This window comes from Conexibacter sp. CPCC 206217, assembly GCF_030646165.1.
Taxonomy (GTDB): Bacteria; Actinomycetota; Thermoleophilia; order Solirubrobacterales; family Solirubrobacteraceae; genus Conexibacter.
The window spans coordinates 275,629-291,393 of sequence record NZ_JAUTDO010000007.1 but is presented as its reverse complement, the minus strand read 5'-3'; the positions used below and the strand labels follow the sequence as shown (position 1 = coordinate 291,393).

At 70.6% G+C, this 15,765-nt stretch carries 18 protein-coding genes; 5 read left to right on the top strand and 13 right to left on the bottom strand.

All coding sequences use genetic code 11. The features are described 5' to 3' along the window. The first annotated feature begins 14 nt into the window (after positions 1 to 14). The gene (locus Q7L65_RS20495; RefSeq protein ID WP_304724001.1) at positions 15 to 1,034 is read left to right on the top strand and encodes a sorbosone dehydrogenase family protein; all 1,020 of its coding nucleotides are present in this window, start codon (positions 15 to 17) and stop codon (positions 1,032 to 1,034) included. 31 nt (positions 1,035 to 1,065) lie between these two features. Here Q7L65_RS20495 and Q7L65_RS20490 read toward each other — a convergent pair whose 3' ends face one another. Beyond that, on the bottom strand, positions 1,066 to 1,758 hold the full coding sequence (locus Q7L65_RS20490; RefSeq protein WP_304724000.1) for a transcriptional regulator: 693 nt from the start codon (positions 1,756 to 1,758) through the stop codon (positions 1,066 to 1,068). Beyond that, the gene (locus Q7L65_RS20485) at positions 1,755 to 2,288 is read right to left on the bottom strand and encodes an RNA polymerase sigma factor (RefSeq protein ID WP_304723999.1); all 534 of its coding nucleotides are present in this window, start codon (positions 2,286 to 2,288) and stop codon (positions 1,755 to 1,757) included. Before Q7L65_RS20485 ends, Q7L65_RS20490 begins: the two co-directional genes overlap by 4 nt. Positions 2,289 to 2,366: 78 nt before the next feature. Here Q7L65_RS20485 and Q7L65_RS20480 point away from each other — a divergent pair, with 78 nt between their 5' ends. Beyond that, entirely contained in the window at positions 2,367 to 3,143 is a 777-nt protein-coding gene (locus Q7L65_RS20480) for a class I SAM-dependent methyltransferase (RefSeq protein ID WP_304723996.1), read from the top strand. A 214-nt stretch (positions 3,144 to 3,357) separates the two neighbouring features. Beyond that, positions 3,358 to 4,107, top strand: a complete 750-nt coding sequence (locus tag Q7L65_RS20475; protein WP_304723995.1) for a Crp/Fnr family transcriptional regulator — start codon at positions 3,358 to 3,360, stop codon at positions 4,105 to 4,107. Positions 4,108 to 4,243: 136 nt separating this feature from the next. Here the strand turns inward: Q7L65_RS20475 and Q7L65_RS20470 are convergent, their stop codons facing one another. The 7 genes from Q7L65_RS20470 to Q7L65_RS20440 form a co-directional block, all read right to left on the bottom strand. Then, positions 4,244 to 4,789, bottom strand: a complete 546-nt coding sequence (locus Q7L65_RS20470) for a hypothetical protein (RefSeq protein ID WP_304723993.1) — start codon at positions 4,787 to 4,789, stop codon at positions 4,244 to 4,246. A 154-nt stretch (positions 4,790 to 4,943) separates the two neighbouring features. Beyond that, positions 4,944 to 5,342, bottom strand: a complete 399-nt coding sequence (locus tag Q7L65_RS20465) for a ribonuclease HI family protein (protein ID WP_304723991.1) — start codon at positions 5,340 to 5,342, stop codon at positions 4,944 to 4,946. Next, entirely contained in the window at positions 5,339 to 5,560 is a 222-nt protein-coding gene (locus tag Q7L65_RS20460) for a hypothetical protein (protein ID WP_304723989.1), read from the bottom strand. Before Q7L65_RS20460 ends, Q7L65_RS20465 begins: the two co-directional genes overlap by 4 nt. A gap of 96 nt (positions 5,561 to 5,656) precedes the next feature. After that, positions 5,657 to 6,355: a hypothetical protein gene (locus tag Q7L65_RS20455; RefSeq protein ID WP_304723987.1), complete on the bottom strand. Its 699-nt coding sequence runs from the start codon at positions 6,353 to 6,355 to the stop codon at positions 5,657 to 5,659. A 37-nt stretch (positions 6,356 to 6,392) separates the two neighbouring features. Further along, positions 6,393 to 8,465, bottom strand: coding sequence for an elongation factor G (fusA, locus tag Q7L65_RS20450; protein ID WP_304723985.1), 2,073 nt, complete (start codon positions 8,463 to 8,465; stop codon positions 6,393 to 6,395). Positions 8,466 to 8,555: 90 nt separating this feature from the next. Next, positions 8,556 to 9,347, bottom strand: a complete 792-nt coding sequence (whiG, locus tag Q7L65_RS20445; RefSeq protein ID WP_304724177.1) for an RNA polymerase sigma factor WhiG — start codon at positions 9,345 to 9,347, stop codon at positions 8,556 to 8,558. A gap of 15 nt (positions 9,348 to 9,362) precedes the next feature. Further along, positions 9,363 to 10,292, bottom strand: a complete 930-nt coding sequence (locus tag Q7L65_RS20440; RefSeq protein ID WP_304723984.1) for a tyrosine recombinase — start codon at positions 10,290 to 10,292, stop codon at positions 9,363 to 9,365. Here Q7L65_RS20440 and Q7L65_RS20435 point away from each other — a divergent pair. Continuing rightward, positions 10,291 to 10,593, top strand: coding sequence for a hypothetical protein (locus Q7L65_RS20435; RefSeq protein ID WP_304723982.1), 303 nt, complete (start codon positions 10,291 to 10,293; stop codon positions 10,591 to 10,593). The two genes, Q7L65_RS20440 and Q7L65_RS20435, sit on opposite strands and share 2 nt — an antisense overlap. Here Q7L65_RS20435 and Q7L65_RS20430 read toward each other — a convergent pair. Next, positions 10,581 to 11,594 carry a L,D-transpeptidase/peptidoglycan binding protein gene (locus tag Q7L65_RS20430; RefSeq protein ID WP_304723981.1) on the bottom strand — a complete coding sequence of 338 codons (1,014 nt, stop codon included), beginning with the start codon at positions 11,592 to 11,594 and terminating at the stop codon, positions 10,581 to 10,583. The genes Q7L65_RS20435 and Q7L65_RS20430 overlap by 13 nt on opposite strands. 133 nt (positions 11,595 to 11,727) lie before the next feature. Continuing rightward, the gene (locus Q7L65_RS20425) at positions 11,728 to 12,300 is read right to left on the bottom strand and encodes a hypothetical protein (RefSeq protein WP_304723980.1); all 573 of its coding nucleotides are present in this window, start codon (positions 12,298 to 12,300) and stop codon (positions 11,728 to 11,730) included. 24 nt (positions 12,301 to 12,324) lie between these two features. Here Q7L65_RS20425 and Q7L65_RS20420 point away from each other — a divergent pair, with 24 nt between their 5' ends. Beyond that, positions 12,325 to 13,200 carry an alpha/beta fold hydrolase gene (locus tag Q7L65_RS20420; protein WP_304723979.1) on the top strand — a complete coding sequence of 292 codons (876 nt, stop codon included), beginning with the start codon at positions 12,325 to 12,327 and terminating at the stop codon, positions 13,198 to 13,200. Here the strand turns inward: Q7L65_RS20420 and ilvD are convergent, their stop codons facing one another. Both ilvD and Q7L65_RS20410 read right to left on the bottom strand, forming a co-directional pair. Continuing rightward, a complete protein-coding gene (gene ilvD, locus Q7L65_RS20415) occupies positions 13,201 to 14,889 on the bottom strand; it encodes a dihydroxy-acid dehydratase (protein ID WP_304723978.1) in 1,689 nt (562 codons plus the stop codon). After that, a complete protein-coding gene (locus Q7L65_RS20410; RefSeq protein WP_304723977.1) occupies positions 14,886 to 15,761 on the bottom strand; it encodes a hypothetical protein in 876 nt (291 codons plus the stop codon). The genes ilvD and Q7L65_RS20410 overlap by 4 nt, the downstream gene beginning before the upstream one ends. Between the last annotated feature and the right edge of the window lie 4 nt (positions 15,762 to 15,765).

Sequence of the window (15,765 nt, the reverse complement as noted above, 5' to 3'; positions counted from 1 at the left end):
TCAGGAGAACCCACATGAACCACCTGCGGATCGTCCGCGCCGCGGCGCTGACGCTCGCGCTCGTGCCACTCGGCGCCGCGACGGCCTCGGCCGCCAGAAGAGCGCCCCAAGGCCCGCCGCCACCGCCGAAGGCCGCCAACGGCGCGAAGGTCACGACCGTCGCCCAGGGCGTGCCGACGCCGACCCAGTTCGCGTTCGCGAAGGGCACCGTCTTCGTCAGCGGCGCGGGCGCGGAGGACGGCTCGGCCCCGGGCGGCGTCTACGTGCTCGCCAGCGGCAGAGCGACCCGCGTCAAGGGATCGCCGAAGAGCGTCTTCGGGCTCGCGTGGTCCGGCGGCACGCTCTACCTCTCCTCCGGCCCGACGATCGCCGCCGCCAGCGGCTGGAACGGCAGGGCGTTCAGCGGTGGCTTCAAGACGATCTACACCGCCCCGAGAGGCTTCACCGGCTTCAACGGGATCGCGCTCGGCCCCGACGGGCTGATCTACGCGGGCGTCACGATGGGCGAGAAGGGCGACGCCAGAAGAGTCGCCGCGCCCTTCGCGCAGTCGATCGTCACGCTCAGAACCGACGGCAGCGACGTCAGATCGTTCGCGACCGGCCTGCGCCAGCCGTGGATGCTGACGTTCGCCCCCGGGGCGAGCAGCCCGCTGGCGACCGCGCTCGGCCAGGAGAACCTCGGCAGAAAGCAGCCGCCGGACTACGTGATCGCGCCGCAGGAGGGCGACGACTACGGTTTCCCGAGCTGCAACTGGTCCACGCCGGACGCGTGCGCGAGCTTCGCCAGACCGCTCTCGCTGCTGCCCGCGCACAGCTCGCCGATGGGCCTCGGCGCGATCGGCGACCGCCTCTTCCTCGCGCTCTTCACGGGCACGGGCAGAGGCCCGGCGGTCGTCTCGGTGCCGCTCGCCGGCGGCAGCAAGACGACGCCGCTGCTGACCGGCTTCGCCGCGCCGGTCGTCGCGCTCGGCACCAACGCGGGCTACGTCTATGCCGGCGACGTGACGGGAGCGATCTACCGCGTCAAGCCGTAGGACCTTCGTCACGAGCCCCCGAGCGCCGGGCTCAGTCGAGCTCGGCGCCGGTCGCCGCCGCGTGCAGCGGCCGCGGACGCCGGCTGGAGCGACGGCCGAGATGGCCCTCGCCGTTGCGCGCCGCCGCAGCGTCGTTCTCCGGCACGCCGGTCGCCTCGAAGTGCATCAGCACGATCGCGGCGGCGATCGCGTCCTCGCCGTGCTCGCTGCCGGATCTGCCGAGCCGCTCGGCGCTGTCGGTCTCGATTCTGTCGACTCTCTGCATCAGCACTTCGAGCTCGCTCGCGAGCAGTCTCCAGCCTCTGTCGTCGAGCGTCAGAGAACGTCGGCTGAGGTGCGCGTCGGCGCGGTCGAAGCCGCCTCTGGACGCGGCCTTGTTGACGTAGCCGGTGACCTGCTCCAGCGATGCCCCGACCATCGCGCGCTTGACGATCGACGGCGTCTCCGCCCAGCCCTCGTCGGTCACGACGGGTCGCGCCTTCGCGCGGTAGTGGTGCTCTATCGCGCCGCGGCGCGGGGTCCGCTTGACGAGCTCGAGGAAGCCGAGCGCGTGCAGCCGGCGCACGTGGTAGCTCATCACCCCGAGTGAAACGCCGAGCAGATCCGACAGCTCGTTCGGGCTCGCCATCTCGCGCTCTTCCAGGATCCCGAGGATCCGGATGCGCAGCGGGTGTGCAAGCGCCTTGATCAGGCGTGGATCGGTGATGTCGCTATAGGGCTTCATCGGGTCGTCTCGAGTTCCTTCCGCAGGCGTCCTCGGAGTCGGTGGAGACGAACCTTCACGGTTCCTTCCGGAATGCCCAGCATCCGCGCCACCTCTGGTTGACTCAAATCCTTTGCATAGCGTAGAGCAAGCAACCGCCGGTCATCAACGGAGAGCCGTCCGACGACCTGCCCGACCTGCAGCCGCATCAGCAGGCTCTCACGCTCCTCCTCGACGCCCGCGTCGGCCACCTCGGACAGCACCTCGTCGCCGTCCAGCAGCTCGCGCTCCGTGCGCGAGCGGCGTCGGTCCAGCAGCCTGAGCGCCTCGTTGCGAGCGATCTGCCGCATCCACGGAACGCGGTCCTCGCCGCGACAGGACGCACGCCGTCGCCACGCCCTCATGAGCGCTTCCTGGACCACGTCGTCGACGTCGTGTGCTGCCAGGAGATACCGGCGGGCCTCGCGTCTGGCCGTCGTGCGCATTCGCTCCCAATCCCACTCCGCGTCTCCCGGCTGGGGCTCGCGAACCCCCGCGATCACCTCGGCCACACCAGCAAATATCGAGGTTTCCTCAGAGAATGCGAAGTATGTGAAACGGTTGTGAGCGCTCAGAGGGTCTAGCTGGTCATGACGACGACAGCTCCCTCCTCGCCGGCTCTGCTCGCCTATGAGCAGCTGGCGCCGGTCTACGACCGCTTCACCGACTCCTACGACCACGACGGCTGGGTCGCGCGCCTGGAGACGTTGGCGCGCAGCCACGGCCTGACCGGCCGGCGCGCGCTCGACGTCGCCTGCGGGACCGGCAAGAGCTTCGCCCCGCTGCTGGCGCGCGGCTACGACGTGTGGGCCTGCGACCTCTCCCCCGCGATGGTCGACCGCGCGCGCACGAGCGGCGCGCTCGACCCCGGTCGCGTGACCGTCGCGGACATGCGCGCGTTACCGGAACTTGGCGCGTTCGACCTCGTGACGTGCCTCGACGACGCGGTCAACTACCTGCTCGACGCCGACGAGCTGGCCGCGGCCTTCGCCAGCGCAGCCCGACTGCTGAGCGCGGACGGCGTCTACGTCTTCGACACCAACACGCTGACGACGTACCGCGAGGGCTTCAGCACCCGCGCGACCTTCGAGCGCCCGCTCGCCGACGCGATCTGGCGCGGCGAGACGACCGGTCCGATCGTGCCGGGCGCGCTCTGCACCGCGTCGATCGAGATCGGCGGCAGCAGTGCGGTGCTGAGCCGCCACGTTCAGCGCCACCACCCCGAAGCCACGATTCGCACAGCCTTGGCGTCAGCCGGGCTCGCCTGCCGAGCCGTGCTGGGTCAGTCCACGGGCGGCGTCCTCCACGAGGACGCCGACGAGGACACCCACACGAAGCTCGTGTACGTCGCAGGGCGAGCGGTGTGACGACCGTCACGACGACCCAGGAGAGGAGGTGACCCAGTCATGACGATCATACGTCCCATCATCCGGCCGATCATACGTCCGGCGATCATCCGCCCGTGATGCCCGCGGCGGCGGGCGTCACCGGTCCCGTTCGGAGCCGGTGACGCCCCGCCGTCCGCGCCCAGAATCAAATCTGGGAGAGCGATTCGCCTGGAACGGGTACTGCTGAGACGGAATGAGTGTCAGCGATACAACCCGTTCAGGCGACCGCTTCGTCTATGTGCTCGATCACGACGCCGGTCTGCGCAGCGTCCTCGGCGAGGCCGACCGTGCCCGCTGCCGCCAGCATGCGGTCGCGGCGATCGCCGAGATCCCCACCGGGCCGTGGGATCCGCAAGCGAACCCGCTGCCCGAGGTCGAGCTCGGCCTGCTCGTGCTCGACGGCCTGCTGATCCGCGACGTGACCGTCGCGGAGGCCCGCTGCGGCGAGCTGATCGGCCCGGGCACGATCCTGCGCCCGTGGGACGAGACCGGCCTCGACGCGCCGATGCGCCACGAAGTCGATTGGCAGGTGATCGAGCCGCTGAGGGTCGCGGTGCTCGATCAGCACTTCCTGCGCGTCGTCGCGCACTGGCCGCCGCTGATCACCGCGCTGGTCGCGCGCGCCAACGAGCGCGCGCAGGATCTCGCCGTGATGGTCAGCATCCACAGCCTCAAACGCGTCGACGTCCGCCTGCTCGCGTTCTTCTGGCACCTCGCCGACCGCTACGGCAAGGTCACCTCCGACGGCATCCTCGTGCCGCTGCCGTTGACGCACAGGCAGCTCGCGCTGCTCGTCGGGGCGCAGCGCCCGTCCGTCACCTCAGCGCTCGGGACGCTGTCCGAGCGGGAACTGCTGCGCCGCGACGACGACGGCCACTGGCTGCTGAGCGGCGACCCGCCCGAGGACCTCAGCGTGCTGGCGCCCAACGACGTCGCGGCCTGAGAACGGCCGCGGGCGCCGGCGCGGCGCCCGACGCCGGCCGGACGACCCGCGCGCGTCGCGCGCCGGCCGCACGACCCGCGCGCGACGACGGCGCGACCCGCATGCTGCGGGCCACGGCGCCGCCGTGCGCTCGGCGTCAGACCGTCGTCGCGGGCGCGGCCGTGTCGCCGTCGCGTGCGCCGATCCCGCGCGCGCCGCTCTCGCCCATCGCCAGCAGCTCGTCGATCAGCGCCAGCGCGGCCACGTGCGTGCGGTCGTTGTGGCGGCGGATCGAGCGGGCCGCGTAGGTGCCGGCCGCGTCGAGCCCGAGCCGACGGTCGACGACCGTCGGCGAGGCGCGCGTGACCCAGCGCAGCGGGCGTGAGCGCTCGCGCTTGCGCTCCTCCGCCCACTCCAGGCAGCGGCGCTCGCGCGCGCGCTCGACCTCAGCGCTGCCGCGCGTCTCGACGACCTCGGACGCGTAGCGGTAGAGGTCCTGCCTGCGTCTGTCGTCGATGCGGTCGTTGTAGGCCCGCAGGAAGCCGCCGAGGACCGGACAGGCCGAAGCTGGCCTGTCGCTGAACGGCTCGCCCGCGAGCATCGACGCGAGCTCCATCACACACGCGCCCTCGGTCGGGGCGGCGTGCTTGCCCTTGCTGAGGCGGATCGTCTGATGGGTCGCGTGCTCGCACTTCTCTGACATGGACCAACCCCTTTCTGGCGTTCGGCGCACGTCCTGGATACCCACGCGCTGGCGTGGTCAGGCCATGCGCCGCGCAAACGGGCGGCTGGGCGTCATAACCCCTACATTCCAGCGGCGCACGGCGAGCGGTGCGCGCGAGCGCCCGGCGGTCGTCTCAGGCGTCGTCGAGCGCTGCGTTGACGAGCGCGTCGGCGTCCGCGTTCTGCTCGCGCGGGACGTGGCGCAGCTGCCAGCGCTCGAAGCCGGCGAGCGCCTCCATCACGGCCGCGTGCAACGGCTTCAGCGCATGGTTCTTGACGCGGTACTCGCCGTTGACCTGCCGCACGACCAGCTCGGAGTCGCCGACGAGCTCGACCTCGTTCGCGCCCAGCGCTCTGGCGCGCTCGAGCCCGAGCAGCAGCGCGCGGTACTCCGCGACGTTGTTGGTCGCCTCGCCGATCGGCTCGGCACGGCTCTCCAGCACTTCACCCAGCCGCGACGCCACGATCACGCCGACCGCTGCGGGCCCGGGGTTGCCGCGAGCGCCGCCGTCCACGTGGACGAGGACCTTCACACGCTCCCGTCGATCGGCTCCAGCGGCGCGCGCGGGATCCGCTCGGCGGCGGAGCGCTTGCGGCGGTCGCGCACGGTGCGGACGTGCTCGCCGTCGCCGGCAGCGCCTCTCGCACGGCGTTCGCCTCTACGGCGATCGACGATCACCGTCACGTTGTCGTCGTCGGCGTAGTACGCCGTCAGCTTTTCGAAGAGCTCGTCAGCCAGCTCTTGCGGCACTACGCAGTAGATCAACGGTCCTCGCCGGTCTCGACGACCAAAGTCTCGCGGATGCTAGAGCACGACGGGGACGCGGTGCGGCGACGCGCCAACGCGCTACGCCGGAGAGAGCGCACCGTACTCGTCCGCGACGGCGTTGGCTTCGACGCGGTCGGCGACGTCGAGCTCGTCCAGCTCATAGCCCTGGCCGGCCGTGCGCACCGCGCCGCCGTCGAGGTCGACCTCGTAGCGGTACCAGCACAGCTCCCACGAGACGACGATCGTGACCATGCTGGCGGGCTCCTCCAGCGCACGCGCCACGACGACCGGCGCGCCGAGCGAGCGGGCGACGCCGGCGATCGTGCGCGGGTGCTCGCTGTGGTTGAAGCGCTCGATCGCGGTCGCGGTGCGCTGCTCGACGTTGGTCGGCACCGCGCGCACCTGACGCTGCTCCCGCTGCGGCTCCATCCGCTCGACGCGCTCGACGCGCGCGCGCGTGCTGCGCGAGGTCGGCGCCTCGCGCTGGTCGTCGGCCGTGTGGCCGTTGGACGGCTGCGCGTCGTCCTGGCGCGGCCGCTTGAGCCGGCTCAGGAACGAGCGGCGCCGCTCGCCAGGCACCGAGCGGGTGCCGCCCTCCAGCGCCGCGCCCTCGCGCACCCAGCCCTCGTGCAGCGCACGCGGCTGGCACAGCTCGCAGACCTCGCGCCGCGTGCCGCCGACCAGATATGTCTCGGAATTCTCGCCCCGCAGGAGCGTCCGACCGCAAACGTCGCAGGTGACATGCGCCTGCGTCGTTCGAATGTCCTTCGTCGCCATGAGTCGCCGAGCGTACCAACACCCGGCCCGCCCGCGACTACGTCCGCAGCGCCCCGGCCTCCTCCCGGACCTGCTCGACGACTCTGCCGGCGAGGTGCGGGGGCAGTTCCTCGTAGCGCAGGAACTCCATCGCGAATTCGCCCTGACCGCCCGTGATCGCGCGCAGATCTGGCGCGTAGGCGAGCAGCTCAGCCATCGGCACCTCGGCTCTGACCTCGGTCATCCCGCCGCTCGGGCCCATTCCCAGCGGCCGCCCGCGGCGGCCGTTGAGATCGCCGATCACGTCGCCGACCGACTCCTCCGGCGCCGTCACCGTGACGAGCATGATCGGCTCCAGCAGGACGGGCCGCGCGTGCTCCAGCGCGTCTCTCATCGCATGCGCGCCGGCGACCTTGAAGGCCATCTCGGAGGAGTCGACCGAGTGGTAGGAGCCGTCGACCAGCCGCACGCGCACGTCCTTGACCGGGTAGCCGGCGACGGCGCCGTGCTCCATCGCCTCCAGGCAGCCCTTCTCGACCGCCGGGATGAAGCCGCCGGGGATCGCGCCGCCTCTGATCGCGTTGACGAACTCGAAGCCCTCCCCCGGCTGCAGCGGCTCGACCTCGATTCTGCAGTCGCCGAACTGGCCGCGGCCGCCGCTCTGCTTCTTGTGACGGCCGTGCGCCTTCGCCTGCGCGCGGATCGTCTCCTGGTACGGCACCCGCGGCGGCTTCAGCATCACCTCGGCGCCGAAGCGCTCGCGCAGTCGCGCGACGACCACCTCGACGTGGATCTGCGACAGCCCCGCGACGATCTGCTCGCCGGTCTGCGCGTCGCGGTGCAGGTCGATCGTCGGATCCTCCTCCTGCAGCCGCCGCAGCGCCGTGAAGACCTTGTCCTCGTCGCCCTTCGTCTTCGGCTCGATCGCGAACGCCATCACCGGCGCCGGCAGCGGGATCGACGGCATCGAGATCGGCTCGTCGCGCTCCGCCAGCCAGTCGCCCGCGCGCGTCTCCTTCAGCTTCGCGACCGCGCCGATGTCGCCCGGCCCGAACTCGTCCACGTGCGCGGTCTCTCTGCCGCCGAACGCGAGCAGCTGCCCGATCCGCTCCTTGCAGTGGGCGCGCGTGTTGAGCAGGTGGCTGTCGTGCGCGATCACGCCCTGGTAGACGCGGAAGAGGTTGATCCGCCCCGCGAACGGGTCGGCGCGCGTCTTGAAGACGTAGGCGTAGATGTCGGCGTCCTCGACCGCCTCCAGCGTCATCCCGGCGACCTGCAGGCCGCCGTGCTTCTGTGGCGACGGCAGGTCCTCGACGATCGCGTCCAGCAGCCGGTTGGTCGCCAGGTTGCGCGTCGCGACGCCGCACGTGACCGGGAACAGGGCGCCGTGGTTGGTCCCCTCCTCGAGCGCGGCGACGATCTCGGCGTGGGAGATCTCCTCGCCCTCGAGGTAGCGCTCCATCAGCGTGTCGGAGTTCTCCGCGACCTCGTCCATCAGTCTCTCGCGGTACGCCTGCGCCTCGTCGGCGAGCGCGTCGGGGATCGCGACCTCGCGGCAGTTCTCGCGGCCGTCGCCGTCGTAGGCGTACGCCTTCATGTCGACGAGGTCGATCACGCCGGAGACCTCGTGCTCGCGCCCGATCGGGATCTCGGTCGCGACGACGTGCGGGCCGAAGGCCGTCTTCAGCGATTCGAGCGTGCGGAAGAAGTCAGCCCGTTCGCGGTCGAGCATGTTGACGAAGACCAGGCGCGCGAGGTCCAGCTCGGCCGCGCGCTGCCACAGCCGCGTCGTCGTGACTTCGACGCCCATCACCGCGTTGACGACGAAGATCGCCGACTCGCAGACGCGCAGCGAGCCGAGCGCGTCCGCGACGAAGCTCGGCTCCCCCGGCGTGTCGATCAGGTTGACCTTGCGGTCCTGCCACTGAAACGACGCCAGCGTCGCGGAGATCGACATCTGGCGCGCCTTCTCGTCCGGATCGGCGTCGGAGAACGTCGTCCCGTCGGGGACCCTGCCGAGCCGGCTGACCGCGCCGGCGGTGTACAGCAGCGCTTCGTGCAGAGACGTCTTGCCGCTACCGCGGTGACCGACGAGGGCGACGTTCCGGATCCTGCCGGCGGACTTGTGCATGCCCGATCTCCTCTGCTCGAAGTGATCCGACCATACATCTGCGGACCAGCCCCCGCCAAGGGGCTGGTTCGCATGCAGTCACGCCAGGTTTCAGACGCCGGCTTCGGCGTCTTCGCTCTGCAGCCGCGAACGCAGCCGCAGCACGGCCTTCGTGTGCAGCTGCGAGATGCGGGACTCGGTCACGCCGAGCACCTCGCCGATCTCGCGCAACGTCAGGTTCTCGTAGTAGTAGAGCGCGATCACGAGCTTCTCCCGCTCGGGCAGGCGCGCGATCGCATCCGCCACGCGGTCCTTCAGCTCGCTCGCGTCGACGATCTTCTCGGGATCGGGCGCGTCCGGGTCGTGCAACGTGTCGAGCAGCGATATCTGGTCGCCGCTGGCGTCCGACACGGTCCACAGCTCGTCCAACGCCGCGATCGTCGAGTTCGAGATCTGGATCAGCGCGTCCTGGAATTCGTCCATCGTCATGTCGAGCTCGCGCGCCATCTCCTCATCCGTCGGCGCGCGCTGGAGTCTGTGCTCCAGCTTCGCGTTGGCGCGCTCGATCTCACGGGCACGCGCGCGCACCGACCGGGGAACCCAGTCGAGCGAGCGCAGCTCGTCGATGATCGCGCCGCGGATGCGGGGGATCGCGTACGTCTCGAACTTGATTTCGCGGCCGAGGTCGAAACGCTCGATCGCCGAGATCAGGCCGATCAGTCCATAGGAGATGAGATCTGCCTCTTCGACATGCGCGGGCAGGCCGGAGGCCATGCGGCCCGCGACGTACTTCACCAATGGCGAATAGGCCACGACCAGTCGCTCTCGGGCACGTCCGTCGCCGCTCGCTTTGTAGCGGCGCCAGAGATCCTTGAGCTCGATCGCTTTAACGTTTGTTTCCAGCGCCGCCCCCTCGTCCTACGCCCGAGGATGGCTGTTGGCGTATGCCGACCTCAGCTTCGCGGACTCTACCCGAGTGTAGACCTGTGTCGTAGAGATGCTCGCATGTCCGAGCAGTTCTTGGATCGACCGCAGGTCCGCCCCGTTGTCCAGGAGGTGAGTGGCAAAGGAATGCCGGAGCGCGTGCGGAGAGACTCCGCCGGCCGTCGAGACGCCGGCTGCCTGCCGTGCCCAGACGCGCAGCCGCCGGCGCACGTCGGAGGTCGACAGGCGCCGTCCGGACTTGGAGAGGAAGAGCGCGTGGTCCGTCTCGGCCGTCGCGAGCGCGGGCCGGGACTTCTCCAGGTAACGGGCGATCGCGCGCAGCGCGGGCTCGCCGGCCGGGACGAAGCGCGTCTTGGAGCCCTTGCCCTCGACGCGGACGCGCTCCTCGTCGAACTCGATCGAGCCGACGTCGAGGTTGACCAGCTCCTCGGCGCGCAGGCCGGACGCGTACGCCACCTCGAACAGCGCGCGGTCGCGCAGCGAGAGGGCCGTGTCGGCGGGGATGCGGTCGAGCAGTCTGGCGACCTCGGCCGGCTTCAGCACGTGCGGCAGGCGCGACGCCTTGCGCGGCGCCGACAGCAGGTCGGCCGGGTTCTGCTGCAGCTCGCCGTGCTCCACGAGCGTGCGGAAGAGCGAGCGCAGCGAGGCGAGCTTGCGCGCGACCGTCGTCGGCGCCTGGCCGTCGGCGGTCAGCCCGGCGGCGTAGCGGCGCAGCGCGCGCGGCGTGACCTCGTCCGGGGCGATCCGGTGGCTGTCGGCCCAATCGACGAACTGGGAGCTGTCGATCGCGTAGGCGCGGCGCGTCTTCTCCGCGGCCCCGCGACGGCGGAGGTCCTGCTCCTGCAGCAGCAGGGCCTGGCGCCAGCCGTCGCTGATCACCGCAACGCTAGGCTGCGTGATCATGGCTCTGTTTTTCATCGACACCGACACTGGTCAGATCGCCACCGGTAGACAGCTGCTGGAGGCCGGGCTCGCAAGCGAGATCGACGGACCGCAACGCCCATGGTTTCGCATCCAGGGTACGGATGATGCGACGACTCTGTGGTATGCGGTCATGCGGAAACAAACGCGTGGGATCTTCATCGGCGCTCTCGCTATTCGCCACAGCGACCATCATGCCTCTTTGCTGAACCAAGGTTGGGAAGAAATCTCTGTGGATGAGCTGCGCAGCGGGCCGGTCAACGGATCAGCTCAGGCGATGTAGATCGGCGTCCCGACCGGGACTTGGTCGTACAGCTCGATCACGTCGGGGATCGCCATCCGCACGCAGCCGTGCGATGCAGCGGTTCCCAGTGAATAGTCGGCGTCGGTGCCGTGTATGCCGGCGCCGTCGAATATGCCCATCCAACGCGCCTTGATCGGATTTGACGGTCCTGGCGGGACGACAGTGCCCGCCAGGTCCCCTGCCCACGCGCTGTTGGGCACGCTCCAGACCGGGTCGACGGCCTTGTTCTGGATCGCGTAGAGGCCCGCCGGCGTGTCGAGCCCGATCTGCCCGATCGCCACGACGTACTCCTTCGCGACTCTCAGACCCTTCCAGAGGTAGAGCTTGAAGTTGGCGCGATCGACTGTCACGACGGTCGGATATCTCTTCGCCAGCGCGGCCGTCTCGACCTTCGGTCTGACGCTGCTCGCTCTGGCCACGACCGTGCGGTCGCCGCTGACGGAGCGCAGTTCGCGCGCGACGGCGCGTCGCAGCCGGCGCGTGTCGACGGTCACGCCGGGCTGGCCCTCGACCGCTCCGAGCGAGCTGCCGGAGAAGCTGATCGTCGCGTCTCTCGGCGGCCGGTCGAGTCGTGTGGCGACGCCGTCGACGAAGCGGTCGACCGCGCGGCGGTCGTAGACGACCCGCGCGCGCAGGTGCTCGTCGACGCCGCCGCCGGTGACGCCGCGGCCGACGCGCGCGAAGATCGAGCCCTCGCGGCTGCGCGACACCGCCTCGTCGATCATCGCGTCATAGCGCGCGCGGACGTGCGCGACGCGCGGCGACAGCGCGAACCGCTGTCTGTCGTAGGTCACCACGACGGGTCTCGAGAGCGAGCTGCGCAGTTGCTGCTGCAGCTTCGCGCGCGCCGCGTCGGGCTTCAGGCCGCCGAGCGGCACCCCGCCGACGACGAGGCCGTCGGCGATCGTCTCGCGCCTGCTGTGGTCGTAGGCGTAGGCACCGACAGCCCCGACCAGCAGGACGCCGACAAGCCCGGCCACGATGATGAATCTTCGACTGCGCACCCGATCTCCCGTTGGCGCGATTCTACGCACGCTCCGGTCGGAAGTCGGGTGATGCACAGGTTTATCTGCCAAAACCGCTTGTGTTTGCGGTGCCTGCGCACCCCGGGTCTCAGCCCTGGCGAGCTGCGGTGCCGGCCAGCACGGGGCTGAGGCGCTGCGCCAGCTCCGCCCAGTCGGACGCCGCGATGACGCCTTCCTCGTGGCACAGCTCGCGGTTCCACGGGTGCAGGATCGTCGCGGGGACGATGCCCTGCTCCTGCGCTCTGAGGATGTTCACCGGCGCGTCGTCGATCAGCACGTCGATCTCGATCTCCGTGCAGCGGCTGATCTTGTCCCACGAGCAGTACAGCTCGTCGTACGGCAGCCCGATCTGCTCCAGCCACTGCGCGGTCGGCTCGTGCGCCTCTCTCGCGCGGTGGCTGGTGATGTGGATGAAGTGACCGGTTTCATGCCAGGCGGCGATCGTCTCGACCGCGCCCTCGTACGGTCTCGCACCGAGCACGTGCAGTGCCGCGTGGCTCTCGGCCGTCAGCGCGTCGACCTGCTCGGGCCGCAGCCGGTCTATCTCGTACGTGACCTGGTCCTGGTAGGCGAGCGTGACCCCGAAGCGCTTGCGCGCGAGCTTGGAGAAGACGTCCCAGTAGTTGTGCAGCGTCGAGTCGATGTCGATGGCGATGCGCATGTGTAGAGGTAGGGTAGACGGGCGATGGCGGAGATGACGGCACACGCCGAAGCGACCGACTGGCGTGCCGTCGACTGGCGCGATCACGCTCGCTGGGTTCGCGTCGACGGCCGCTGGGCGAACGTCGTCGAGCTCGGCTCCGGACCGCCGCTGCTGTTCGTCCACGGCCTCTCCGGCTGCTGGCAGAACTGGCTGCTGCAACTCCCGGCGTTCGCCGCCACACACCGCGTGATCGCGGTCGACCTGCCCGGCTTCGGCGCCTCCGAGCTGCCGCAGCGGCCGATCTCGATGAGCGGCTACGCGGCGTTCCTCGACGCGCTCTGCTCGCAGCTCGGCGTCGAGGGGCCGGTCGTCGCGGTCGGCAACTCGATGGGCGGCCTGATCGCCGCCGAGCTGGCGTTGGCGCTGCCGCAGCGCGTGTCGCGGCTCGTGCTGGTCGCCGCCGCCGGCGTCTCCGGCGAGCACGCCCGCCGCGAGCCGATGCTGACGGCCGCGCGCGTGCTCGGCTTCGTGACGGCGTGGGGCGCCTCGCGCCACGAGCCGTTCGCCCGCCGCGCGCGGCTGCGCCGGCTCGTGCTGCAGTTCGCCGTGCATCAGCCGGAGCGGTTGTCGGCTGCTTTGGCGTTCGAGCTGATGGCGGGCTCCGGCAGACGTGGCTTCATCCCGGCGCTGGCGGCGTTGACGAACTACTCGCTGCGCGACCGGCTCCCCCAGCTCGCCTGCCCGACGCTGATCGTCTGGGGCGCCGCCGACCGCACCGTCCCCGTGCGCGACGCCGACCGCTTCGAGCGCCTGATCCCCGGCGCGCGCAAGGTGATCCTGCCCGACACCGGCCACGTCCCGATGCTCGAGCGGCCGGAGACCTTCAACGCGCTGCTGAAGACGTTCCTGCGGGAGTAGTCAGTGCGTCAGCGCGCCCTCGGAGGCGCTGCCGACGAGCTTGGCGTACTTGCGGATCGCCACGTCCACGTTGTGGTCATGGCGCGGCGGAACCTCGTACGCGCGCAGCCGCTCCTCGATCTGCGCGTCGGTGAGGTCGACGTCGATGCGGCGGTTGTCGACGTCGATCGTGATCGTGTCGCCGTCGTGCAGCGCGGCGATCGGGCCGCCGTGGACGGATTCGGGCGCGATGTGGCCGGCCATGAAGCCGTGGCTGGCGCCGGAGAAGCGGCCGTCGGTCAGCAGCGCGACCGAGTCGCCGAGGCCCTCGCCGATGATCGCCGCGGTGACGGCCAGCATCTCGCGCATGCCGGGTCCGCCGGCCGGACCCTCGTTGCGAATCACGACGATGTCGTCGGGTCTGATCTCGCTCGCGAGCACGGCCGCCATCGCCGCCTCCTCGCCGTCGAACACGCGCGCCGGGCCGACGTGGTGGCGGCGCTCGTGACCGGCGAGCTTGATGACGCTGCCGTCGGGCGCGATGTTGCCTCTCATGATCGCGAAGCCGCCCGTCGGCTTCAGCGCCTGATCGAGCGGGCGCACGACGACCTGGCCGGGCGTCTCCAGAGCCGCGTCGGCGATCTCCCCCGCCGTCTGGCCGGTGACTGTGATCGCGTCCGTGTGAAGTCTGCCGTGCTCTCTGAGGCGCTTGAAGACGAGCGGCACGCCGCCCGCGGCATAGAGGTCGGTCGCGTTGTATCTGCCGCCCGGGGCGAGGTCGCACAGCAGCGGCGTCTGCTCGGAGATGCGGTCGAACTCGTCGATCCGCAGCGGCACGCCCATCTCCTTCGCGACCGCGAGCAGGTGCAGCACGGCGTTGGTCGAGCCGCCGCTCATCGCGACCGCGGCGATCGCGTTCTCCAGCGCCGGCTTGGTGATCACGTCGCTGGGCCGCAGGCCGCGTCTGAGCACGTCCATCACCAGCTCGCCGACCTCGAACGCGACCTCGCGCTTTCTGCCGTCCTCGGCCGGGACCATCGCCGAGCCGGCGGGCGAGATGCCGAGCACCTCGAATGCCATCGCCATCGTGTTGGCGGTGAACTGGCCGGCGCAGGCGCCCGCGCCGGGCGAGGCGGCCTCCTCCAGCGCGTGCAGCTCCTCGTCGCTGATCTTGCCGACGGCGTGCGCACCGACAGCCTCGAAGACGTTGAGGATCGTCACCTCCTCGCCCTTGTAGACGCCGGGCCGGATCGAGCCGCCGTAGAGCATCAGCGAGGGGATGTCGAGGCGCGCGAGCGCCATCACGGTGCCGGGGATCGTCTTGTCGCAGCCGCTGATCACGACGATCGCGTCGAAGTGATGTGCGCTGGCGACCAGCTCGATCGAGTCGGCGATCAGCTCACGCGAGACGAGCGAGGCGCGCATCCCGGAGGTGCCCATCGTGATCCCGTCGGAGATCGCGATCGTGTTCAGCTCCATCGGCGTGCCGCCGGCCGCGCGGATGCCCTCCTTCACTCTCGCCGCGAGCACGCGGTTGTTGAAGTTGCACGGCATCGTCTCGATCCACGAGTGCGCGACGCCGACGATCGGCTTCGCGAGGTCCTCGGCCGAATAGCCGATCCCGTGGAGGTAGGAGCGCGCGGCGGCGCGGTGCGGGCCCTCGGTGAGGGCGCGGCTGCGGTGCTTGAGGTCGAACGGCTCGTGGCTCACTGCGACGGGACTCTAGTGTCCCCCGTGGGCGTGCCCGCCGTGCGGGCCCGTTCACGTTCCCACTGCCGCAGTCGCCAAAGGTCGCGCTTCACCTGGCGGGGATCGATCTGGCGGCCCGGGAGGTGCATGTTGGCCGAGCCGATCAGCCGCTGCTCGTCGCCGGTCAGCGCCATCCACTTCGCCAGCACGTCGTCGGAGTCGGGCAGCCGCGCGCTGCCGTACGGCCGCGTCTGGTCCGGGAACTCGACGCAGAACTCGTTCAGCAGGCGGCCGGTCTGCGGGACGTAGGCGAGGATCGGCTTGTGCGGATAGACGAGGTAGGCGTACGGCTCGTCACGCACGTCGCCGCGGCGCGAGAGACGATTGCGGCGGCTGAGGCGCCCGCGGTTCGGCGGCCCGGGCCGTGGATCGACCTCCGGCCGCTCTTCAAAACCCTCCATCCGCTCCCACTCGGCCTGCTGCGCGGCGTCGCGGCGCTGCGCCTCCACCTGGTCGGCGTGCGCCTGCGCGGCGGCGTCGCCCTCGATCGCGCCGCCGTCGGTCCCGTCAGCGTCGGTCGCGCCGCCGCTGCGATCGGCGCGGCCGCTCGCGGCTGACGCGCCGTCTCTGCCGGCCTGCATGGCCCAGACGCGGATGAAGCCGAGGTCGCGGTACATCGCCCACTCCTCGTCGTTGACGCACGACTTCAGCAGCTGGCGGGCCCGTGCTTCGGCGCGGCGCTCACGGCCGGGATCGACGTCGAACTCCGCGATCTGCGGGATGCGGCGACGGCGGGCGCGGTGGTGCTCCAGCGCCTGACCGATCCGCGGCAGCATGACCTCGCCGAGCAGTGCGACGATGACGATCCCCGTAGCGGCGAGGGCGAGCACCATTGGC

Coding starts and splice junctions, on each gene's coding strand:
- Q7L65_RS20495 (WP_304724001.1), top strand. CDS start 15: ATGAACCACCTGCGGATCGTCCGCGCCGCGGCGCTGACGCTCGCGCTC.
- Q7L65_RS20490 (WP_304724000.1), bottom strand. CDS start 1,758: ATGAAGCCCTATAGCGACATCACCGATCCACGCCTGATCAAGGCGCTT.
- Q7L65_RS20480 (WP_304723996.1), top strand. CDS start 2,367: ATGACGACGACAGCTCCCTCCTCGCCGGCTCTGCTCGCCTATGAGCAG.
- Q7L65_RS20475 (WP_304723995.1), top strand. CDS start 3,358: ATGAGTGTCAGCGATACAACCCGTTCAGGCGACCGCTTCGTCTATGTG.
- Q7L65_RS20470 (WP_304723993.1), bottom strand. CDS start 4,789: ATGTCAGAGAAGTGCGAGCACGCGACCCATCAGACGATCCGCCTCAGC.
- Q7L65_RS20455 (WP_304723987.1), bottom strand. CDS start 6,355: ATGGCGACGAAGGACATTCGAACGACGCAGGCGCATGTCACCTGCGAC.
- fusA (WP_304723985.1), bottom strand. CDS start 8,465: ATGCACAAGTCCGCCGGCAGGATCCGGAACGTCGCCCTCGTCGGTCAC.
- Q7L65_RS20435 (WP_304723982.1), top strand. CDS start 10,291: ATGGCTCTGTTTTTCATCGACACCGACACTGGTCAGATCGCCACCGGT.
- Q7L65_RS20440 (WP_304723984.1), bottom strand. CDS start 10,292: ATGATCACGCAGCCTAGCGTTGCGGTGATCAGCGACGGCTGGCGCCAG.
- Q7L65_RS20425 (WP_304723980.1), bottom strand. CDS start 12,300: ATGCGCATCGCCATCGACATCGACTCGACGCTGCACAACTACTGGGAC.
- Q7L65_RS20420 (WP_304723979.1), top strand. CDS start 12,325: ATGGCGGAGATGACGGCACACGCCGAAGCGACCGACTGGCGTGCCGTC.
- Q7L65_RS20410 (WP_304723977.1), bottom strand. CDS start 15,761: ATGGTGCTCGCCCTCGCCGCTACGGGGATCGTCATCGTCGCACTGCTC.